The following is a 20674-nucleotide window of genomic DNA, read 5'->3' on the forward strand; positions in this document are numbered from 1 at the left end:
CGTGCGCATCGCCATCATCGGCGGCGGCCCCGGCGGCCTGTACGCGGCGGTCCTGCTCAAACGCCTCGACCCGGACCGCCGGATCACCCTGTGGGAACGCGGCGCCCCCCAGGACACCTTCGGCTTCGGCGTCGTGCTCTCCGACGAGACCCTCGGCACCATCGAGCACGCCGACCCCGCCGTGCACCGCGCCCTGGAAGCGGCCTTCACCCGCTGGGACGCCATCGACGTACACCACCGCGGCACCGTCACCACCTCCCGCGGGCACGGCTTCGCCGCCCTCGACCGGCGCCGCCTGCTGACCGTCCTGCACGACCGCTGCCGCGAACTGGGCGTCACCGTTCACACCCGTCACGCCGCCCCGGCCGCGAGTGAACTGGCCGCCGGACACGACCTGGTGATCGCCGCCGACGGCGCGGGCAGCGCCACCCGCCGGGCCCACGCCGACGTCTTCCGCCCCACCCTCACCGACCACCGCTGCCGCTACATCTGGCTCGCCACCGACCTCGTCCTCGACGCCTTCCGCTTCGAGACCGCCGAGACCCGGCACGGCGTCGTCCAGGCCCACGGCTATCCCTACCGCGGCGACGCCAGCACCTTCATCGTCGAGACCCACGAGGACGTGTGGCGCCGGGCCGGCCTGGACCGGCTCGACGAGGCCGGGTCCGTCGCCCGCTGCGAGAGGCTCTTCGCCCCCGCCCTGCGGGGCCACCGCCTGCGCGGAAACCGCTCCCGCTGGGCCGCGTTCACCACCGTCACCAACGAACGCTGGCGGCACGGCCGCATCGTCCTGCTCGGCGACGCCGCCCACACCGCCCACTTCTCCATCGGCTCCGGCACCAAACTCGCCATGGAGGACGCCCTCGCCCTCGCCGCCTGCCTGGCCGAACACCCCGCCGTACCCGAGGCGCTGGCCGCGTACGAAGCCGAACGCAGGCCCGTCGTGGAGAGCACCCAGCGCGCCGCCCGCGCCAGCCTGGAATGGTTCGAACGGCTCGGCCAGTACACGGACCAGCCGCAACGGCAGTTCGCCTTCAACCTGCTCACCCGCAGCCGCCGCGTCACCCACGGCAACCTGCGGCTGCGCGACGCGGAGTTCACCGGCGCCGTCGAGCACGACTTCGGCACCGACGAGCGCACCCCGCCCATGTTCACCCCCTTCCGGCTGCGCGGACTCACCCTGCGCAACCGTGTCGTCGTATCGCCCATGGACATCTACTCCGCCACCGACGGCACCCCCGGCGACCTCCACCTCGTCCACCTCGGCGCGCGGGCCCTGGGCGGCGCCGGCCTGGTCATGACCGAGATGGTCTGCGTCAGCCCGCAGGGCCGCATCACCCCCGGCTGCGCCGGCCTGTACACCGACGAGCACGAGGCCGCCTGGCGACGCGTCACCGACTTCGTCCACACACAGCCCGGCGCCGCCATCGGCCTCCAGCTCGGCCACAGCGGCCGCAAGGGCTCCACCCGCCTGATGTGGGACGGCATCGACCAGCCCCTCCCCGACGGCAACTGGACACCGGCGGCGCCCTCCCCGCTCCCGTACCGTCCCGGCGTCAGCCAGGTGCCGCACGCCCTGGACGCGGCCGGACTCGCCACCGTCCGCGAGCAGTTCGCCGCCGCCGCCCGCCGAGGCGCGCGCTGCGGCTTCGACCTGCTGGAACTGCACTGCGCGCACGGCTACCTGCTGTCGAGCTTCCTGTCCCCGCTCACCAACCACCGCACCGACGCCTACGGGGGCTCACCGCGGGGCCGGCTGCGCTTCCCCCTCGAAGTCCTCGACGCGGTACGGGAGGCCTGGCCCGCCGACCGCCCCGTCACCGTCCGGATCTCCGCCACCGACTGGGCCCCCGGCGGCACCACGGCCGACGACGCCGTCGCCATCGCCCGCGCCCTCACCGCCCACGGCGCCGACGCCATCGACGTCTCCACCGGCCAGGTCGTCCCCGACGAACGCCCCGCTTACGGCCGCTCGTACCAGACGCCCTTCGCCGACCGCATCCGCAACGAGCTGGGCGTTCCCGTCATCGCCGTCGGCGCGATCTCCTCGTGGGACGACATCAACTCCCTGATCCTGGCCGGACGGGCCGACCTGTGCGCCCTGGCCCGGCCGCATCTGTACGACCCGCACTGGACGCTCCACGCCGCCGCCGAACAGGGCTACGCGGGACCGGGAGCGCCCTGGCCGCTGCCCTACCGGGCCGGCAGCCGCCCCCCGCCGACGGGACGCACGGACGCGGTCGGACCGAGGCCGGCGCCGGGGCGCGGGGCTCGCTGACGACGCCGTACGCTACGCCCCGGTGCGGCGCACCAGCTCCGCCCCGGCCTCCCGCAGCCGCTCGTGGAGCAGGCGGAAGACCTGCTCCGCCCGCTCGCCGGGCCAGCCGGCCGGCAGGAGGGCGGGCGGCAGCCGGGGGTCGGCGTACGGGAGGCGGCGCCAGGCGTCCAGGGTGCGCAGATAGTCGCGGAACGCCTCGTCGGCCGGGGTGTCCGAGCGGGTGGACCACGACGTCCACAGCGGCTCGTACACCTCCAGGAACTCCTCGTACAGCGCGGCGACGCCGTCCAGGTCCCACCAGCGGCGTACGGCGGCGGCCGTCGGCTCGAAGCCCAGATGCGCGCCGCCGAACAGGTCGACGTACGGATCGAGGCCGAGCCGGCGCAGCGCGTGGCGGGCCTCGTCCTCCAGATGGGCCGGGGCGATCCAGACGCCGGGGGCGGCGGTGCCGAAGCCGAGCCGGCCGAGCCGGGAGCGCAGCAGGTGCCGCTTGTGGCGCTCGCTCTCGGGGACGGAGAAGACCGCGAGCACCCAGTCACCCCCCGGGGAGTGGCGGGGCAGCCCGTAGATGCGCCGGTCACCGTCCTCCAGTACCTGCCGGGCGTCCGGCGAGAGGGCGTAGGCCGCCGCACCGGCGACGCGTTCGGGCACCAGCAGCCCGCGCCGCTTCAGCCGGGAGACCGCGGAGCGGACGGACGGCGGGTCGACGTCCAGGGCGCCCATCAGCCGGACGAGTTCGGCGACCGGGACACAGCCCTCCCACACGGGCCGTCCATAGGCGCCGTAGAAGGTCACGATCAGCGAGCTCGGGGCATGGGATGGCTGCTCGGTCACGCGGTCACTCTAGATCGCGGAGCCGGAAACGCTGCAGCTTGCCCGTCGGGGTGCGCGGAAGGGCGTCGAGGAGGACGATCTCGCGCGGGCACTTGTAGGGGGCGATCTCCTCCTTGACGAAGGCCCGCAGCGCGGCCACCGCCCCCTCGTCCCGCGCGGCGCCCTCGCGCAGGACGACGAAGGCCCGCACCTGCTGGCCGCGTTGGGGGTCCGCGACGCCGATCACGGCCGCCTCGCGCACATCGGGATGGCGCAGCAGGGCCTCCTCGACCTCGGGTCCGGCGATGTTGTAGCCCGCCGAGATGATCATGTCGTCGGCGCGTGCGACATACCGGAAGTAGCCGTCGGGCTCCCGGACATAGATGTCGCCGGTCAGATTCCAGCCGTCCCGTACGTACTCGCGCTGCCGCTCGTCCGCCAGATACCGGCAGCCGGTGGGCCCGCGCACCGCGAGCAGTCCGGGCTCGCCGTCGGGGACCGGCCGCAGCGAGACCGCGTCCACCACCCGGGCCTGGAAGCCGGGCACCGGAAGGCCGGTGGTCCCGGGGCGTATCGCCTCGTCGGCCGCCGATATGAAGATGTGCAGCAGCTCGGTCGCGCCGATGCCGTTGATGATCCCCAGGCCGGTCGCGGCCTGCCAGGCCCGCCAGGTGTCGGCGGGCAGGTTCTCGCCGGCCGACACGCAGCGCCGCAGCGAGGAGACGTCATAGGCGACCGCCCCCAGCCGCAGCAGCCCCAGCATCGCCCGGTAGGCGGTGGGCGCGGTGAACAGCACGCTCACCCGGTGCCGCCCCACCGCCGCCAGCAGCTGCTCGGGACCGGACTGCTCCAGCAGCAGGGCCGAGGCGCCGGCCCGCAGCGGGAAGATCACCAGGCCGCCGAGGCCGAAGGTGAAGCCCAGGGGCGGGCTGCCGGCGAAGATGTCGTCGGCGTGCGGCCTCAGGACCGCGGCCGAGAAGGTGTCGGCGACGGCCAGCACATCGCGGTGGAAGTGCATACAGCCCTTGGGCCGCCCGGTGGTCCCCGAGGTGAAGGCGATCAGGGCGACGTCATCGGCGGAGGTCGGCACGGCCTCGAAGCCGTCCGGCCGGTCGGCGGCCATCCGCAGCAGGTCGTCCGGCGTGTCGCCGCCGTAGGTGGTGATGCGCAGCCCGGGAACCTCGGCCTTGACGAGGTCGTCGACCGATCGTATATCGCACATTGCATACCGTATGGAGGCGATCCCGCATACTGTCGCCAGTTCCTGCGCGCGCTGGGCGGCCAGTACGGTCACCGCGACCGCCCCCGCTTTCAGTACGGCGCACCAGCAGGCCACCAGCCAGGGCGTATTCGGCCCGCGCAGCAGCACCCGATTGCCCGGCACCACCCCGAGGTCGTCCACCAGGACATGCGCCAGCCGGTCGGTGGCGGAGCGCAGCCGCTCGTAGGACCAGACCTCGCCGTCGGGCGTGCGCAGACAGGGCGCCGCCGGCGGGCCGCCGGAGAGCAGCTCCGCCGCGCAGTTGAGCCGGTCGGGGTAGGCCGGTACGGGTGGACCGGTGAGCAGGCCGGGCCACTGGTCGCGCGGCGGGAGGTGGTCGCGCGCGAAGGTGTCCACGTGTGCGGATGGCAGCAGGTCCATGGCGGGTTCGCCCCTCGTCGGCACCTGGTGGCGAGCGGATTTCAGCGTAACGTGTTCGTGACGGCAGTCAACGGCCCGCGATATGGTCACCGAAAGGCCGCCGGGAGGCGGCCGGTTGGCTGCCGACAGGGAGGCGCCGGGGTGAGTTCGTTCGCGCTCGAACCCGAACAGGCGGCATGGTGCGCCCAGGTGCGCACCTGGGCCGCGGAACGGCTCCGGCCGCTCGCCGCCCGGGGCGAACCGGGGCGGGTCAACCGCCGGCTCCTCGCCGGCCTCGGTGAACTCGGCCTGCTGGCACGGCTCTTCGAGGCTCCGGGCACCAGGGCCCTCGACCTGTGCCTGCTGCGCGAGTCCCTGGCCCGCGAGTGCACCGAGGCCGAGACCGCCCTCGCCCTCCAGGGCCTCGGCGCCCATCCGCTGACCGGCTCACCGGAGTTGGCCGCCCGCTGGATCCCGCGCGTGGTGTCCGGCGAGGCCGTCGTCGCCTTCGCGCTCAGCGAGCCGGCGGCCGGCTCCGACGCGGCCGCCCTGCGCCTGGCCGCCGACCCGGACGGCACGCACGGCACGCACGACCCGGACGGCACGCACGGCTGGCGCCTCACCGGCGAGAAGTGCTGGATCTCCAACGCCCCCGACGCCGACCTCTACACCGTCTTCGCCCGTACCGGCCCCGGGCCCGGCGCGCGTGGCGTCACCGCCTTCGCCGTCCCCGCCGACCGCCCCGGACTGACCGGTGAGCGGCTCGACATGCTCTCCCCGCACCCCATCGGCCGGCTGCGCTTCGACGCCGTTCCGGTCACCGCGCGGGACCTGATCGGCGAACCCGGCCACGGCTTCCGGATCGCCATGCGGACGCTGAACCTGTTCCGCCCCAGCGTCGGCGCCTTCGCCGTCGGCATGGCCCAGGCCGCCGTCGACGCCGCCGTCGCCCACGCGATGTCGCGTACCGCCTTCGGCGGACCGCTGGCCGCCCTGCAGGCCGTCTCCCATCCGCTCGCCGAGGCGGCCACCCGCACCGAGGCCGCGCGGCTGCTGGTCTACGCGGCCGCCGCGGCGTACGACCGCGACAGCGAGGCTCCGGACATCGCCAGGCGCTCCGCCATGGCCAAGCTCTACGCCACCGAGACCGCCCAGTTCGCCGTCGACACCGCCGTGCAGATCCACGGCGCCCGCGCCCTGCAGCGGGGCCATCTCCTGGAACACCTCTACCGCGAGGTCCGCGCGCCCCGCATCTACGAGGGTGCCACCGAGGTCCAGCGCACCATCATCGCCAAGGAGCTGTTCGCCCCATGACCCTGACGCGCCTGAACCCGCCCGGACTCTCCCCGCCCACGGGCTTCTCCCACGCCGTGACGGCCACCGGCCGCACCCTGGTCCTGCTCGCCGGGCAGACCGCGCTCGACGCGTCCGGCGCGGTCGTCGGTGACACCCTCACCGCCCAGTTCGAGCACGCCCTCATCAATCTGCTCACCGCCCTGCAGGCCGCCGGCGGCGGTCCCGCCGACCTCGCCCGGGTGACCGTCCACACCACCGATGTCGCCGCCTACCGCGAGCACGCGCCCGAACTCGGCCGTCTGTGGCGGGCGTTGGCCGGACGCGACTACCCCGCGATGGCGGTCGTCGGCGTCGTACGGCTCTGGGACGATCAGGCCCTGGTCGAACTGGACGGGATCGCCGTGCTGCCGTGACGGCGGCCGGCCGGCCTCGCCGTCGCTTCCGGGTGGTTCAGCGGCCGGTTCCCGTCAGCGCGACGGTCGCCAGCCACAGGTCGCGGGCCTTCGTCCCGTCCAGGCCGGCCTTGCCCGGCTTGCGCACGGCGGGGTGGCCCTTGACACCGCCGAGGCCGTCCGGGCCGACGTAGGCGTTTGCGGGCACGTCCTGTGTCGCGGCGTACAGGGTGGGCAGTGCCCCGTGTGCGGGGTCGTTGAGCAGGAAGCTGAAGCGGTTGACGACGTTCGCCGACGAGTGCGCGGCCAGGGACGTCGTGGCGATGCCGGGGTGGGCGAGTACCGACCGGACCGGGCTGCCCGACGCCGTCAGCCGCCGCTGCAGTTCCAGGGAGAACAGCACGACCGCGAGCTTGGAGTCCCGGTAGGCGTTCATCCTGTGGTATCCCCGCGACCGCCAGTCGAAGTCGTGCGGATTCAGCTTGGACTGCCGGTGCAGCTGGCTGGTCACGCCGACGACGCGGTCGGCCAGGTGCGGCAGGAGCAGATTGGTCAGGACGAACGGACCGGTGTAGTTCGTCGCGGTCTGTACGTCGAAACCGTCCGCGGTCCGCGCCGCCGGGATGTCCATGACACCCGCGTTGTTGATGAGGATGTCCAGGTCGCCGGTCCACGACTGTGCGAAGTTCCGTACCGATCCCAGGTCGGCGACGTCCAGGCGCCGGACGTCGAAGTCGCCGGGCATCCCCGCGATCGCCCGGCGGCCCTTCTCCGTGTCGCGCACCCCCAGCACGACTCGGGCGCCGACGCGCCCGAACTCGCGGGCGGTGACCAGACCGATGCCGCTGCCGGCTCCGGTGATGAGCACGGTTTTGCCGGTCATGCCCGGCAGGTCGGCAGCTGTCCACTTGGCCATGGGGCCCCTCTCGTCCCGGTCGTCGAGGAACAACGCGCGCCGAAGCGCCTCGCGTTGTTCCTCGACGACCAGTGGACGGCACCCGGCGGCGCGGATGAAGGACCCGCTCAGCCACTGACTCGCAGTCCGTGGCTGAGACCGCTCGCGGCTGCGACGATGGTGGAGGCGCGGCGGCCTCGGCCGGCGTCCGAACCGCACGCGACCCCTGGGGGAAGTCCATGGAGCAGACGGTGGACCGCGCGTCGCTGGGTGCCTTCCTGCGTGCCCGGCGGGAGGCGCTGCAACCGGAGGACGTGGGACTGCGCCGCGGATCGCGCCGGCGCGCCCGCGGGCTGCGACGGGAGGAGGTGGCCGAACTGTGCGACATGTCCGCCGACTACTTCGCCCGCCTGGAACGTGGCAGCGGGCCGCGGCCCTCGCAGCGGATGGCGGCGGCCATCGCCCGTGGGCTGCGCCTCACCCCCGACGAGCGCGATCACCTGTTTCTGCTGTGCGGGCACCGCACACCGCGCTGGCGGCTGCGCGGCGAGCACGTCAACCCGGGACTGATGCGCATCCTGGACCGGCTGCGGGACACCCCGGCACAGGTCATGGGTCCCCTCGGCGAGACGTTGCTGCAGACACCTCCTGCCGTGGCCCTGCTCGGAGAGCAGACGCACTACACCGGGGAGGCCCGCAGCGCCCCCTACCGCTGGTTCACCGAGCCGGCCGCCCGCGGCCGGTACCTCCCCGACGACCACGGCCTCAACAGCCGTGTGAACGTCGCGCTCCTGCGGGCGGCGTCCACGCGGGAAGGGCCCCGGTCGCAGGCCGCCCGTCTGGTGGCGGGCCTGCGGCACCGGAGCCCGGAGTTCGCGTCCCTGTGGGACCGGCAGGAGGTCGGCCCGCGCTGGAGCGACGCCAAACGCTTCGTCCACCCGCAGGTCGGGCGCATCGACCTGTTCTGCCAGAGCCTGCGGGATCCCGACCAGTCGCAGTCCCTGCTCGTCTTCACCGCGACGCCCGGCACGGACAGCCACGACAAGCTGGCCCTGCTGAACGTCCTCGGCGCGGACAGCTTCCCCGTCGGCTGACGCCCGCGGCGCCCGCGTCTCGCCGCCCGCGCGCCGGTCAGATGTCGCGGAAGGTCTCGATGCGCGCGCCGATCGAGTTGAGCCGGTCGGCCAGATCCTCGTAACCCCGGTTGATGACATAGACGTTGCGCAGCACCGAGGTGCCCTCCGCCGCCAGCATCGCCAGCAGTACGACCACCGCGGGCCGCAGCGCCGGCGGGCACATCATCTCCGCCGACCGCCAGCGCGTCGGGCCCTCGACCAGCACCCGGTGCGGGTCGAGCAGCTTGACGTCGGCGCCGAGCCGGGTCAGTTCGGTGAGGTAGATCGCGCGGTTGTCGTAGACCCAGTCGTGGATGAGGGTGGAGCCCTGCGCCATGGCGGCGATGGCCGCGAAGAAGGGCACGTTGTCGATGTTGAGGCCCGGGAAGGGCATCGGGTGGATCTTGTCGATGGGGGAGCGGAGCTTGGACGGGCGGACGGTCAGATCGGTGAGCCGCGTACGGCCGTTGTCGGCCCGGTACTCCGGTGAGCGCTCGTGGTCCAGGCCCATCTCCTCCAGGACCGCCAGCTCGATCTCCAGGAACTCGATCGGCACCCGCCGGATCGTCAGCTCCGACTCGGTGACGACCGCCGCCGCCATCAGGCTCATCGCCTCGACCGGATCCTCCGACGGCGCGTAGTCCACGTCCCGGTCGATGCGCGGCACGCCGTGGACGGTGAGCGTGGTGGTGCCGATCCCCTCGACCTTCACGCCGAGCTGCTCCAGGTAGAAGCACAGGTCCTGGACCATGTAGTTGGAGCTGGCGTTGCGGATGACCGTGACCCCGTCGTGCCGGGCGGCGGCCAGCAGCGCGTTCTCGGTGACGGTGTCCCCGCGCTCGGTCAGCACGATCGGCCGGGTGGGGGAGGTGTTCCGGTGGACCTGGGCGTGGTAGACGCCGGTGGTGGCGGTGACTTCGAGACCGAAGTGCCGAAGCGCCGTCATATGCGGCTGGACGGTACGCGTACCGAGGTCGCAGCCGCCCGCGTACGGCAGCCGGAACCGGTCGGTCAGGTGCATCAGCGGACCCAGGAACATGATGACGCTGCGGGTGCGGCGGGCCGCCTCGGTGTCCATCGCCTCCAGGTCCAGCCGGGCCGGCGGCACGATCTCCAGGTCGTTGCCGTCGTTGATCCAGCGGGCCCGCACACCGATGCTGGCCAGCACTTCGAGGATCCGGTAGACCTCCTCGATCCTGGCGACCCGGCGCAGCGTCGTGCGCCCCGCGTTGAGCAGCGAGGCGCACAGCAGGGCGACGCAGGCGTTCTTGCTGGTCTTCACATCGATGCTGCCGGACAGCCGCCGGCCGCCGACGACCCGCAGATGCATGGGGCCCGCGTAGCCGAGGGAGACGATCTCGCTGTCGAGGGCCTCGCCGATCCGCGCGATCATCTCAAGGCTGATGTTCTGGTTGCCGCGTTCGATGCGGTTCACCGCGCTCTGGCTGGTGCCCAGTGCCTCGGCGAGTTGTGCCTGTGTCCAGCCCCGGTGCTGGCGGGCGTCACGGATGAGCCTGCCGATACGTGCGAGGTAGTCGTCTCCCATGGGGCGAGGCTATCTCACATATGAGATGCCGGCCCGCCAAGCCCCGCCAAGCCCCGCCGAGCCCCGCCGAGCCCCGCCGAGCCCCGCCGAGCCCCGCCGAGCCCCGCCGAGCCCCGCCGAGCCCCGCCGAGCCAAGGCAGCCAGGCAGCAGGCCCGCTAGGAATCCGGCAGCCCGCGCTCGAAGTCCAGCAGCTGCCGCTTGCGGGCCAGTCCGCCGCCGTAGCCCGTGAGGCTGCCGTCGGCGCCGACCACCCGGTGGCACGGCACGATGATGCCCACCGGGTTGCGCCCGTTGGCCAGCCCCACGGCCCGGGACGCGGCCGGCTGCCCCAGCACTGCGGCGAGCTGCCCGTACGAGACCACCGAGCCGTACGGGATCGCCCGCAGCGCCTCCCAGACGCGTTGCCGGAAGGGGGTGCCGCGCAGCGCCAGCGGGACGTCGAAGGTGGTCAGCCCGCCCGCGAAGTACGCCCCCAGCTGCTCGATGACGGCACCGAAGCCACGGCCCGCCGGGTCGCGCTCGCCGAAGCTCTCCTGCGGCGGGCGGTGGCGCTGCTCGGTCATGTAGAGCCCGGCCAGCGCGCCGTCCTCGGCGACCAGCGTCAGCGGGCCGACCGGGCTGTCGGTCACGGTGTACGTACGCATGTCAGATGTCCTTCGTCGGGAGGCGGTTGACGGGGTGGTCGCCGGTGGCCCACAGGTACTGGACGGCGTACGCGCGCCACGGGCGCCACGCGGCGGAGTGCCGGGTCAGCGCCGCCGGGGTGGCGGGCAGGCCCAGCGCGCGGGCGGCGTGCCGGACGCCGAGGTCGGTCGGCAGGAAGGCGTCGGGGTCGCCGAGCGCCCGCATGGCGACGGCCTCGACGGACCAGGGGCCCAGTCCGGGGAGCGCGGCGAGCTGCTGCCGGGCCCGGTCCCAGTCGGCGCCGACCCCGAGGTCGATACCGCCCGCCGCCAGCTCCGCGACCAGGCCGGTGAGGGTGGCGCGACGGGTGCCCGGCATGGCCAGTGCGGCCGGGTCGAGCGCGGCCAGGGCCTCCGGCGAGGGGAAGAGCCGGCTCAGCCCGCCCCCGCTGCCGGCCTCGGGGTCGTCCACCGGCTCACCGTGCGCCGCCACCAGCCGCCCGGCCAGGGTGCGTGCCGCCGCCGTCGACACCTGCTGCCCCAGCACCACCCGCACCGCGAACTCCGCCCCGTCCACCGTGCGCGGCACCCGCCGGCCCGGGGTCTTGTCCACGTAGGGGGCGAGCAGCGGGTCCTGCCGCAGCAGCTCGTCCACCGCCACCGGGTCGGCGTCCAGGTCCAGCAGCCACCGGCAGCGGCTGATCGCCAGCGACAGGTCCCGCCAGTCGGTGAGGGACAGCCGGCACGCGATGTGGTCCGCCGCGGGCCGCAGGCTCACCACGCCGTGCCCGCGCGGCAGCCGCAGCGTGCGGCGGTAGGCGCCGTCCCGCCACTCCTCCACCCCGGGCACCCCGGTCGCGGCCAGGTGCCCGAAGAGGTTGTCCGGGCAGAGCGGCGCCCGGTACGGCAGCCGCAGCGACAGCGACCCGGTGGCCGCCTGCCCGTCCGGGCGGATCCGGGACCGGGTCCGCAGCTCGCTCGGGGTCAGCGCGAAGACCTCGCGCACGGTGTCGTTGAAGGTCCTGATGCTGGTGAAACCGGCGGCGAAGGCCACGTCGGACATCGGCAGGGTGCTCGTCTCGATCAGCAGCCGCGCCGTCTGGGCCCGCTGCGCCCTCGCCAGGGCCAGCGGTCCGGCCCCCAGCTCCGCCAGCAGCTGCCGTTCGATCTGGCGGGTGCTGTAGCCCAGCCGGGCGGCCAGGCCCGGCACCCCCTCCCGGTCCACCACCCCGTCGGCGATCAGCCGCATGGCGCGCGCCACCAGGTCCGCCCGCTCGTTCCACTGCGGGGAGCCCGGGCTCGCGTCGGGCCGGCAGCGCTTGCAGGCCCGGAATCCGGCCTGCTGGGCGGCGGCCGCGCTCGGGTGGAAGGTCATGTTCTCGGGCTTGGGCGGCACGGCCGGGCAGCCGGGCCGGCAGTAGATCCGGGTCGTCAGCACAGCCGTGAAGAACCACCCGTCGAAGCGGGTGTCCTTGGCCTGTACGGCACGTACGCAGCGCTCGAAGTCTTCGTGCATGTCTTCCAGCATTGGCCCTGCGGGCGGTTGCGGCTAGCGAAAATCCGACATGGAGCTGACCGGCGACGTACGCGTCGGAAAACCGCGAGACCGTACCCGTCGCCACCTGATGGACTGTCGCCATGCCGACGACCCCCGCCACCCCGACGACCCCCGCCACCCCGACGACCCCCGCCACCCCGACGAACCCCCTCGGCCCGACGGCCCGGGCGGACCTCAGGGCCAGGGCCGAGCTCTTCCACTCCCTCCACACCGCGGGCCGCCCGCTGGTCCTGCCCAACGCCTGGGACGCCGCCGGCGCCCGGGTCGTCGAGGAGGCCGGGGCCGCCGCGATCGCCACCACCAGCTCCGGTGTCGCCTGGGCCCTGGGCGCCGCCGACGGCGGCCACGCCGACCGTGACGAGGTCCTGCGCGCCGTCGCCCGGATCACCGCCGCCGTCTCGGTCCCGGTCAGCGCCGACATCGAGGGCGGTTACGCCGACGACCCGGCCGGCGTCGCCGACACCGTCCGGGGCGTACTGGCCGCCGGCGCCGTCGGCGTCAACATCGAGGACTCCACCGGCCCGGCCCTGCGCACCCCCGCCGACGCCGCCGCCCGCATCGCGGCCGCCCGCGCCGCCGCCGACGCCGAGGGCGTGCCGCTGTTCGTCCACGCCCGGGTGGACACCTTCCTGCGGGGCCTCGGCGGTTTCGACGACACCGTGGCCCGCGCCACCGCCTACCTCGCCGCGGGGGCCTCCGGGATCTTCGTCCCCGGCGTCACCGACCCGGCGCTGATCGCCCGGCTCGCCGAGGCCGTGGACGCCCCGCTCGGCGTCCTCGCCGGCCCCGGCGCCCCGCCGGTCGCCGAACTGGCCGCCGCCGGCGCCGCCCGCGTCAGCGTCGGCGGCGCCCTCGCCGAGTCCGCCTACGCCCTGGTCCGGCGCGGCGCGCGCGAGTTGCTGGAGCAGGGGACGTACGACTCCTTCGGCGAGGCCATCGACTACGCCGAGTTCAACGACCTGATGCGCGGGGGCTCGGGCCCCGCCCGCCGGGGCGACCGGGCCGCAGCCGTGGGCGGGGACTCCCCGGCTGGGTAGAATCGGGTCTCATGCCGAACCCTGATGATCTGCTTGTCGACGTGGCCGCCCTGGTGGAGTCCGAGCAAAGCAATCAGATGTCCCTCACCGTGGTCGCCGACGGCACCGTCATCACCGGGCGCCTGGCGCCCGAGTCCGTGTGGCGGCAGCGGGTGGCCGAGGTCCTCAAGGACTCGGACCGGCTGGGCCGGTTCGCGGCCGTCTTCGCCGGCGACGGCGCGGCGTCCGGGCGCCCCACGCATCTGCACTTCCACGTCGCGAGAATCCTCCAGGGCAGTGTGGGGATCCCCGAGACCGGCGGGATGTACCGGGTCGCCATCGCGGACGTGAGCGCCTGGACCGTCGGGGACTTCAGCTACTCCGACAGCTACTCCGGCCGCTGAACCACGTCCGGCCGGTCCGGCGGGTCCGGCCGGTCCGGCGGGGCCCCGGCACCGCTCAGGTCGACTTCCGGCCGTCGAGCGTCTCGCGCAGGATGTCGGCGTGCCCGGCGTGCTGGGCGGTCTCGGCGATGACGTGCGTCAGCACCCGGCGCACGCTGCGCACCGCTCCCGGCTCGTTCCAGGGCGCCTCCGGCAGCGGGTGCGTCGCCGACAGGTCGGGTACGGAGGCGATGACCTCCTCGCTGCGGGCGGCGACCCGCTCGTAACGCGCGACGATCCCGGCCAGGGTCTCGCCGGGCAGCATCCGGAAGCCGTTGCGGTGGTCGATCGCCCACTGCGGGAACTCGCGTGCGGTGCCCGCCGCGAGGTCGTCCCAGGTGACACCGTCGGGCAGGTCGTGCCGCATGGCCGACGGGCCCTCGACGACGAAGCGCAGCCAGCTCTCCTCGATCGACGCGACATGCTTGATCAGCCCGCCCAGGCACAGGGCGCTGACCGTCGGATGCTCGCCGACCTGCTCGTCGCCGAGCCCGCGCACCGTGTCGGTCAGGGCGGATCGCGCGGTCGCGAGCGCGGCGAGCAGGTCGGCCCGCTCGGCGTCGGGAGTGGAGCGGGGAGCGGCCGTGCCCGCCTTCGTGCTCGCGGTCGTGGTCGTGGACGTGGACGTCATGGTGATCGGGCCCTTCCGGTTGTTCCCGTTGTCCGGCGTTGTCCGGCACGCAACGAAGGTCGCAGGGGAAGCGGTCAGGATGTGGCCGCTTCCGCGGGCAGCATGGAGTCATGCCGAAGACCTCAGCGCGCCTGCTCGCACTGCTCTCGTTGCTCCAGGCGCGCCGGGACTGGCCGGGGGCGCTGCTGGCCGAGCGGCTGGACATCAGCCCGCGCACCGTGCGCCGCGATGTCGACCGCCTGCGCGAGCTGGGCTATCCCGTAGTGGCCTTCAAGGGGCCCGACGGCGGGTACCGGCTCGACGCCGGCACGGAGCTGCCCCCGTTGCTGTTCGACGACGAGCAGGCCGTCGCTCTGGCCGTCGCACTCCGGATCGCCACCACCATCGGCGCCGGTATCGAGGAGGCCGCGGCCCGCGCGCTGACCACCGTCCGGCAGGTCATGCCCGCCCGGCTGCGGCACCGAATCGACACCCTGCGGGTCACCGCCGTCGAGCGGCCCGCGATCCGGCCGGAACCGCAGGTCGGCAGCGGCGTGCTCATGGCGCTCAGCGACGCCGTCCACGCCCGCGAGGTGCTGCGCTTCGACTACGCCCCCGCGTTCGCACCGGGAGCCACCGGCGACGACCGCGCCGCGCCCCCTCCGCGCCGGGTGCAGCCGCACCACCTCGTCACCTGGGGCGGGCGCTGGTACCTCGTCGCCTGGGACCTCGACCGTGAGGACTGGCGTACGTTCCGCGCGGACCGGATCACCCCGCGTATCCCTGCCGGGCCCCGTTTCACCCCGCGCGAACTGCCCGGCGGCGAGGTGGACGCCTTCGTGGCCGGCAGGTTCCGGGGCTCCGACGGCTCGGGCGACTGGCCCCGCCGCGGCGAGGTGATCCTCGATCTGCCCGCCGCCGTCGTGGCCGGCCACACCCGCGACGCAGTCGTCGAGGAACTCGGCCCCAACCGCTGCCGGCTGGTCCTGGGCTCGTGGTCGTGGCCCGCCCTGGCCGCCGCCATCGCGGGGTTCGACGCCGGTATCGAGGTCGTCGGGCCGGCCGAACTCAGGGACGCCTTCGGGCGGCTGGCCCGTCGCTGTGCCGCCGCCGTCGGGCACACGAGGGCGCAGGAGCGCGGACAAGGGCAGCTGTCCAGTCTCATCTGACCGTGGGCATTCTTTGCGATTCAGGTGGGGCTGAGAAGCCCGTCCGAGGTGCCGGTTTGGTGCCGGTGCCGGTGCCGGTGCGGGTGTAAGTGACGGCATGTCAGGTGGGTGTGTCGGGGCTGGTGGTGGTGTGTTCGGGGGTCAGGTCGCTGACGTGGGGTGGTGTGTGCGGGGGATGCCGTCCTTCCGGTTGGCACCGGACGGCATCGACGCCTGTGACCCAGGTCTCAGCGCGGCGGTGCAGCAGATGGGGCGGTGTTCACGTCGAGGAGGGGTGACAGGAAGGGAGGAGCGTATGGAGACGGATTTTCAGGCTTTCGTTGCCGCGAGGTCGACCGCGCTGTTCCGGGGTGCCTTCGTCCTGACGGGCAGCCGTGAGGCGGCGGAGGATCTGGTCCAGGAGACCTTGGAGCGGGCCTGCCGCAAGTGGCGCACGATCTCCGCCAAGGACGCCCCGGAGGCCTATGTGCGGCGGATCATGGTGAACCTGGCCAATGACCGCTGGCGCAGGTTCCGCCGTCTGGTCACGATCTCCGATCCGGAAAGCGGTGACAAAGCCGCCCCGGGGGACGATTTCGGGCAGGTCGACAGCAGGGACCAGTTGGTGCGCGCGCTGCAGCAACTGCCCATGCGGATGCGGACGGTCGTGGTGCTGCGGTACTTCCACGACCTCTCCGACATCGAGATAGCGGCCGACCTGGACATATCGCCGAGCACGGTGCGCTCCCAGCTCGCTCGCGGGATCGAGAAGCTCAGAGGCCAGATGCCCGTACTCTCCGCCCCTTCACCACGGCAGCACACGGAAGGAATCCGATGACCTCGTACGGCGACGCACGGGCTTCCGGCTGCACACCCTTCGAAGAGGAACTGATGAACGCCATGAACCGATTCGCGAACTCCGCCGAGGCCCCCGACTTCGACGCGCCCCGGATCCTGCGCCGCACCCGGCGCAGGCGCACCATCGGCATCGCCGCAGTGGCCGCCGCCCTCATCGCGGCGGGCGGGGGAACCGCCCTGGCCACCTCGGGCGCCGGCGGCAGCAGCAACTCGACCCCGGCGGCTACCAGCGCGGCCACCACCAGCGACGCCACCACCCTGCTGTTCGACGACCACGGCGTGACCATCCCGATCGACTTCGCGAACCTGGACCTGGTGCTCGCCAAGCAGGCGCTCCTGAAGACGCAGACGAAGCTCGGCACCGTCACCAAGAAGGCCGACAAGGGCTGCAAGCCCGGTGCGGTGGTGGGTGTGGACCCGCACACCCCGAAGATCGTCAAGTCCGGCGACACGGTCAACCTGACCCTGTGCGCCGGCTGACCAGGCCCTGAGCTGATACGACGCCCGCCCCTGCGTCAATCAGGGGCGGGCGCCCGTCACAGCATCACACCGGACCAGACCCCCGCACCGGAAATGGCTGGAGAGGGCCGGCCGGTGGGCACACGCTCTCAGGCGCGATCAGGTCCGGACATCACCCCGCTGCCCAGACGGTTCTTGCCGGCGAGTCCTCCGGCTCCTTCGTCAGTCACTGTCACCCGTGTGATCACGGACCGGTATCTGCTGGGGACGCGGCTGCGTCTGAGGCGGGCCGAGCTCCCGGACGTCGGTGGTCGTGAACTCAAGCCGCGGACGCGTCAGCATCCCCGTCCCCCTCCCGCTCGATCCGGCCCGGCGTCACCCAGGACGTCGGCGACAGCACCGCCGCTTGCGGATCCACCACGAGGTGCTGACACCACAGCAGGTGATAGGGCACCGGCAGCACCGGCACCGGATCTCCCACGGCCCGGGAACCGTTCAGGAGAACCTGCTCCACCCGCGAACACCCCATGCGGAGCCGCAGCCGTCTCCTCACGCGTTACCCGCGCGTGCCGGAACCCGGCCGGCCGGCGGGGATTCGCCGCGAACACCGCTTCCAGGGCGCCCACGCGCTCGTAGCCCCAGCCGGCCGACTCGCACGGTCGACCGGTCGGCCACCTGTCCAGCCCGTGAAGTCGCGCCGGCCGCGACAGGCAGGAAAGGACCGACGGGCGACCCATCTCGAACCGCTCCGGTCACATCACACTCGGCGGACCCTGCCCACGGGCACCATCCGGCCCGATCACCGTCACCCAGAAGTCCGCCGCCTCCATCCCGGTCTGCGCAGCCAAGTACCGACGCGGTACAGCTAAGCCACGAAAGGCCGGACGGCGGCGCCCGCGCAAGACTGAGACACGACAGCGTTTGCCCGGAGAAGAGTGAGACGTGGGCCCATTTGCCCGGTGAAGACCGAGACTGCCCAGCCTTCACGGAGACAGGACGGCAGCCCGGAGCATGACCGGGCGGCGGTGATGTACTAGAGTTATCTCGACATCGAGATATCTGCCGAGGCGTACCGCTGCCGCTCGCATCCCAGGTCCGGGTAAGGCTTACCTAACTTAGTCTGACCTCAGCGGATCGGCAAGGCCGCCGAAGCGGCAGCATTGCGGTGGTACGCGCGAATTCATGCAATGAAGGAGACTGTCGTGTCGGCGAACAGCTTCGACGCCCGCAGCACGCTGCAGGTGGGCGACGAGTCGTACGAGATCTTCCGGCTGGACAAGGTCGAGGGCTCCGAGCGCCTCCCTTACAGCCTGAAGGTGCTGCTGGAGAACCTGCTGCGCACCGAGGACGGCGCGAACATCACCGCCGACCACATCCGGGCGATCGGCGGCTGGGACTCGCAGGCGCAGCCGAGCCAGGAGATCCAGTTCACGCCGGCCCGCGTGATCATGCAGGACTTCACGGGTGTGCCCTGCGTCGTGGACCTCGCCACCATGCGCGAGGCCGTCAAGGAGCTGGGCGGCGACGCGTCGCGCATCAACCCGCTGGCCCCGGCCGAGCTGGTCATCGACCACTCGGTGATCGCCGACAAGTTCGGCACCGCGGACGCCTTCGCGCAGAACGTGGAGCTGGAGTACGGCCGCAACCGGGAGCGTTACCAGTTCCTGCGCTGGGGCCAGACCGCCTTCGACGAGTTCAAGGTCGTCCCGCCCGGCACCGGCATCGTCCACCAGGTCAACATCGAGCACCTGGCCCGCACCGTCATGGTCCGCAACGGCCAGGCGTACCCCGACACCCTCGTCGGCACCGACTCGCACACCACGATGGTCAACGGCCTGGGCGTGCTGGGCTGGGGCGTCGGCGGCATCGAGGCGGAGTCCGCGCTGCTGGGCCAGCCGGTGTCGATGCTGATCCCGCGCGTGGTCGGCTTCAAGCTGACCGGTGAGCTGCCGACCGGCACCACCGCCACCGACCTGGTCCTCACGATCACCGAGATGCTGCGCAAGCACGGCGTCGTCGGCAAGTTCGTCGAGTTCTACGGTGAGGGCGTCTCGGCGACCTCGCTGGCCAACCGCGCCACCATCGGCAACATGTCGCCGGAGTTCGGCTCGACCGCCGCGATCTTCCCGATCGACGCCGAGACGATCAAGTACCTGAAGCTCACCGGCCGTCCCGAGCAGCAGCTCGCGCTCGTCGAGGCGTACGCCAAGGAGCAGGGTCTGTGGCTGGACCCGGCCGCCGAGCCGGACTTCTCCGAGAAGCTGGAGCTCGACCTGTCCACGGTCGTCCCCTCCATCGCCGGCCCCAAGCGCCCGCAGGACCGTATCGTCCTGGCCAACGCCGCCGAGCAGTTCGCGGCCGACGTGCGCAACTACGTCGAGGACGACGACGAGGCCGGCAAGGAGTCCTTCCCCGCCTCCGATGCCCCCGCCGCCACCGACGGGGTGCCGACCCGCCCGACGCTGGTCACCGCCCCCGACGGGTCGACGTACGAGATCGACCACGGCGCCGTCACCGTCGCCGCGATCACCTCCTGCACCAACACCTCGAACCCGTACGTCATGGTGGCGGCCGCCCTGGTCGCCAAGAAGGCGGTCGAGAAGGGCCTGACCCGCAAGCCGTGGGTCAAGACCACCCTGGCCCCGGGCTCCAAGGTCGTCACCGACTACTTCGACAAGGCGGGCCTGACCCCGTACCTCGACAAGGTCGGCTTCAACCTGGTCGGTTACGGCTGCACCACCTGCATCGGCAACTCCGGCCCGCTGCCGGAGGAGGTCTCCAAGGCGGTCAACGAGCACGACCTGGCGGTCGCCGCGGTGCTGTCCGGCAACCGCAACTTCGAGGGCCGGATCAACCCCGACGTCAAGATGAACTACCTGGCGTCGCCGCCGCTGGTCGTCGCGTACGCCCTCGCGGGCTCGATGAAGGTGGACATCACCAAGGACGCCCTGGGCACCGACCAGGACGGCAAGCCGGTCTACCTCCAGGACCTCTGGCCGACCGAGGCCGAGGTCAACGACGTCGTGGCCAACGCCATCGGCGAGGACATGTTCAACAAGTCCTACCAGGACGTCTTCGCGGGTGACGCGCAGTGGCAGTCGCTGCCGATCCCGACCGGCGACACCTTCGAGTGGGACCCGCAGTCCACCTACGTGCGCAAGCCCCCCTACTTCGAGGGCATGCAGGCCGAGCCGTCCCCCGTCACCGACATCTCCGGTGCCCGGGTGCTGGCCAAGCTGGGCGACTCGGTCACCACCGACCACATCTCCCCGGCCGGCGCCATCAAGGCCGACACCCCGGCCGGCCAGTACCTCACCGAGCACGGCGTCGAGCGCCGTGACTTCAACAGCTACGGCTCCCGCCGCGGCAACCACGAGGTCATGATCCGCGGCACCTTCGCCAACATCCGGCTGCGCAACCAGGTCGCGCCCGGCACCGAGGGCGGCTTCACCCGCGACTTCACGCAGGAGGGGGCGCCGGTCTCCTTCATCTACGACGCCTCGCAGAACTACCAGGCCGCCGGCATCCCGCTGGTGATCCTGGCCGGCAAGGAGTACGGCTCCGGCTCGTCCCGCGACTGGGCGGCCAAGGGCACCTCGCTGCTCGGCGTCAAGGCCGTCATCGCCGAGTCCTACGAGCGCATCCACCGCTCGAACCTGATCGGCATGGGCGTGCTGCCCCTGCAGTTCCCCGAGGGCGCTTCGGCGCAGAGCCTCGGGCTGACGGGCGAGGAGACCTTCTCCTTCACCGGCGTCACCGTCCTGAACGACGGCACCACCCCCGGCACCGTCAAGGTCACCACCGACACCGGCGTGGACTTCGACGCGGTCGTCCGCATCGACACCCCCGGTGAGGCGGACTACTACCGCAACGGCGGCATCCTGCAGTACGTGCTGCGTTCGCTGATCCGCAAGTAGAAATCCGGCCGGACGCCGAACGGCGACGGGCCCGTGCCCCCCTTTTCGGGGGAACGGGCCCGTTCCTGTTTCCGCCGGGTCTCAA

At 72.7% G+C, this 20674-nt stretch carries 18 protein-coding genes; 10 read left to right on the top strand and 8 right to left on the bottom strand.

What is annotated here, in order from left to right; all coding sequences use genetic code 11:
- Window position 1: 1 nt before the first annotated feature.
- Window positions 2–2278 (top strand): bifunctional salicylyl-CoA 5-hydroxylase/oxidoreductase, encoded by a 2277-nt coding sequence (locus RWE79_RS29995; protein WP_475943196.1) that lies wholly within the window; start codon window positions 2–4, stop codon window positions 2276–2278.
- Between the two features lie 12 nt (window positions 2279–2290).
- Here the strand turns inward: RWE79_RS29995 and RWE79_RS30000 are convergent, their stop codons facing one another.
- Entirely contained in the window at window positions 2291–3112 is an 822-nt protein-coding gene (locus RWE79_RS30000) for a PaaX family transcriptional regulator (RefSeq protein ID WP_475943197.1), read from the bottom strand.
- A gap of 4 nt (window positions 3113–3116) precedes the next feature.
- Entirely contained in the window at window positions 3117–4733 is a 1617-nt protein-coding gene (locus RWE79_RS30005) for an AMP-binding protein (RefSeq protein WP_475943198.1), read from the bottom strand.
- Between the two features lie 141 nt (window positions 4734–4874).
- Between RWE79_RS30005 and RWE79_RS30010 the strand changes: the two genes are divergently transcribed.
- Both RWE79_RS30010 and RWE79_RS30015 read left to right on the top strand, forming a co-directional pair.
- Window positions 4875–6026 carry an acyl-CoA dehydrogenase family protein gene (locus RWE79_RS30010; RefSeq protein WP_475943199.1) on the top strand — a complete coding sequence of 384 codons (1152 nt, stop codon included), beginning with the start codon at window positions 4875–4877 and terminating at the stop codon, window positions 6024–6026.
- Window positions 6023–6421 carry a RidA family protein gene (locus tag RWE79_RS30015; RefSeq protein WP_475943200.1) on the top strand — a complete coding sequence of 133 codons (399 nt, stop codon included), beginning with the start codon at window positions 6023–6025 and terminating at the stop codon, window positions 6419–6421. Before RWE79_RS30010 ends, RWE79_RS30015 begins: the two co-directional genes overlap by 4 nt.
- Window positions 6422–6458: 37 nt before the next feature.
- On the opposite strand, the gene RWE79_RS30020 is transcribed toward RWE79_RS30015, so the two are convergent.
- The gene (locus RWE79_RS30020; protein ID WP_475943201.1) at window positions 6459–7316 is read right to left on the bottom strand and encodes an SDR family NAD(P)-dependent oxidoreductase; all 858 of its coding nucleotides are present in this window, start codon (window positions 7314–7316) and stop codon (window positions 6459–6461) included.
- A gap of 218 nt (window positions 7317–7534) precedes the next feature.
- Between RWE79_RS30020 and RWE79_RS30025 the strand changes: the two genes are divergently transcribed.
- Window positions 7535–8389: a helix-turn-helix transcriptional regulator gene (locus tag RWE79_RS30025; RefSeq protein WP_475943202.1), complete on the top strand. Its 855-nt coding sequence runs from the start codon at window positions 7535–7537 to the stop codon at window positions 8387–8389.
- Between the two features lie 37 nt (window positions 8390–8426).
- On the opposite strand, the gene RWE79_RS30030 is transcribed toward RWE79_RS30025, so the two are convergent.
- The 3 genes from RWE79_RS30030 to RWE79_RS30040 all read right to left on the bottom strand — a co-directional run bounded on the left by RWE79_RS30030 (window position 8427) and on the right by RWE79_RS30040 (window position 12096).
- Entirely contained in the window at window positions 8427–9956 is a 1530-nt protein-coding gene (locus tag RWE79_RS30030) for a helix-turn-helix domain-containing protein (RefSeq protein WP_475943203.1), read from the bottom strand.
- Between the two features lie 156 nt (window positions 9957–10112).
- Window positions 10113–10601: a methylated-DNA--[protein]-cysteine S-methyltransferase gene (locus RWE79_RS30035; protein WP_475943204.1), complete on the bottom strand. Its 489-nt coding sequence runs from the start codon at window positions 10599–10601 to the stop codon at window positions 10113–10115.
- A gap of 1 nt (window position 10602) precedes the next feature.
- The gene (locus RWE79_RS30040; protein WP_475943205.1) at window positions 10603–12096 is read right to left on the bottom strand and encodes a DNA-3-methyladenine glycosylase 2 family protein; all 1494 of its coding nucleotides are present in this window, start codon (window positions 12094–12096) and stop codon (window positions 10603–10605) included.
- 122 nt (window positions 12097–12218) lie between these two features.
- Between RWE79_RS30040 and RWE79_RS30045 the strand changes: the two genes are divergently transcribed.
- A complete protein-coding gene (locus tag RWE79_RS30045) occupies window positions 12219–13175 on the top strand; it encodes an isocitrate lyase/PEP mutase family protein (RefSeq protein ID WP_475943206.1) in 957 nt (318 codons plus the stop codon).
- A gap of 11 nt (window positions 13176–13186) precedes the next feature.
- Window positions 13187–13558 (top strand): hypothetical protein, encoded by a 372-nt coding sequence (locus RWE79_RS30050; protein WP_475943207.1) that lies wholly within the window; start codon window positions 13187–13189, stop codon window positions 13556–13558.
- Window positions 13559–13613: 55 nt separating this feature from the next.
- Here the strand turns inward: RWE79_RS30050 and RWE79_RS30055 are convergent, their stop codons facing one another.
- Window positions 13614–14228: a DinB family protein gene (locus RWE79_RS30055; RefSeq protein WP_475943208.1), complete on the bottom strand. Its 615-nt coding sequence runs from the start codon at window positions 14226–14228 to the stop codon at window positions 13614–13616.
- Window positions 14229–14338: 110 nt separating this feature from the next.
- On the opposite strand from RWE79_RS30055, the gene RWE79_RS30060 reads away from it, so the two are divergent.
- The 3 genes from RWE79_RS30060 to RWE79_RS30070 all read left to right on the top strand — a co-directional run bounded on the left by RWE79_RS30060 (window position 14339) and on the right by RWE79_RS30070 (window position 16693).
- Entirely contained in the window at window positions 14339–15376 is a 1038-nt protein-coding gene (locus RWE79_RS30060) for a helix-turn-helix transcriptional regulator (protein ID WP_475943209.1), read from the top strand.
- Between the two features lie 295 nt (window positions 15377–15671).
- Window positions 15672–16193: a SigE family RNA polymerase sigma factor gene (locus RWE79_RS30065; protein ID WP_475943210.1), complete on the top strand. Its 522-nt coding sequence runs from the start codon at window positions 15672–15674 to the stop codon at window positions 16191–16193.
- Window positions 16194–16255: 62 nt separating this feature from the next.
- The gene (locus tag RWE79_RS30070) at window positions 16256–16693 is read left to right on the top strand and encodes a hypothetical protein (protein WP_475943211.1); all 438 of its coding nucleotides are present in this window, start codon (window positions 16256–16258) and stop codon (window positions 16691–16693) included.
- Between the two features lie 298 nt (window positions 16694–16991).
- Here RWE79_RS30070 and RWE79_RS30075 read toward each other — a convergent pair whose 3' ends face one another.
- The gene (locus tag RWE79_RS30075; RefSeq protein WP_475943212.1) at window positions 16992–17186 is read right to left on the bottom strand and encodes a hypothetical protein; all 195 of its coding nucleotides are present in this window, start codon (window positions 17184–17186) and stop codon (window positions 16992–16994) included.
- Between the two features lie 688 nt (window positions 17187–17874).
- Between RWE79_RS30075 and acnA the strand changes: the two genes are divergently transcribed.
- Entirely contained in the window at window positions 17875–20589 is a 2715-nt protein-coding gene (acnA, locus tag RWE79_RS30080; RefSeq protein WP_475943213.1) for an aconitate hydratase AcnA, read from the top strand.
- The last annotated feature ends 85 nt before the right edge of the window (window positions 20590–20674 follow it).

The sequence above is a fragment of the Streptomyces sp. RLA131 genome, assembly GCF_056270125.1.

Coding starts and splice junctions, on each gene's coding strand:
- RWE79_RS30005 (WP_475943198.1), bottom strand. CDS start 4,733: ATGGACCTGCTGCCATCCGCACACGTGGACACCTTCGCGCGCGACCAC.
- RWE79_RS30015 (WP_475943200.1), top strand. CDS start 6,023: ATGACCCTGACGCGCCTGAACCCGCCCGGACTCTCCCCGCCCACGGGC.
- RWE79_RS30020 (WP_475943201.1), bottom strand. CDS start 7,316: ATGGCCAAGTGGACAGCTGCCGACCTGCCGGGCATGACCGGCAAAACC.
- RWE79_RS30025 (WP_475943202.1), top strand. CDS start 7,535: ATGGAGCAGACGGTGGACCGCGCGTCGCTGGGTGCCTTCCTGCGTGCC.
- RWE79_RS30030 (WP_475943203.1), bottom strand. CDS start 9,956: ATGGGAGACGACTACCTCGCACGTATCGGCAGGCTCATCCGTGACGCC.
- RWE79_RS30035 (WP_475943204.1), bottom strand. CDS start 10,601: ATGCGTACGTACACCGTGACCGACAGCCCGGTCGGCCCGCTGACGCTG.
- RWE79_RS30040 (WP_475943205.1), bottom strand. CDS start 12,096: ATGCACGAAGACTTCGAGCGCTGCGTACGTGCCGTACAGGCCAAGGAC.
- RWE79_RS30045 (WP_475943206.1), top strand. CDS start 12,219: ATGCCGACGACCCCCGCCACCCCGACGACCCCCGCCACCCCGACGACC.
- RWE79_RS30050 (WP_475943207.1), top strand. CDS start 13,187: ATGCCGAACCCTGATGATCTGCTTGTCGACGTGGCCGCCCTGGTGGAG.
- RWE79_RS30055 (WP_475943208.1), bottom strand. CDS start 14,228: ATGACGTCCACGTCCACGACCACGACCGCGAGCACGAAGGCGGGCACG.
- RWE79_RS30060 (WP_475943209.1), top strand. CDS start 14,339: ATGCCGAAGACCTCAGCGCGCCTGCTCGCACTGCTCTCGTTGCTCCAG.
- RWE79_RS30065 (WP_475943210.1), top strand. CDS start 15,672: ATGGAGACGGATTTTCAGGCTTTCGTTGCCGCGAGGTCGACCGCGCTG.
- RWE79_RS30070 (WP_475943211.1), top strand. CDS start 16,256: ATGAACCGATTCGCGAACTCCGCCGAGGCCCCCGACTTCGACGCGCCC.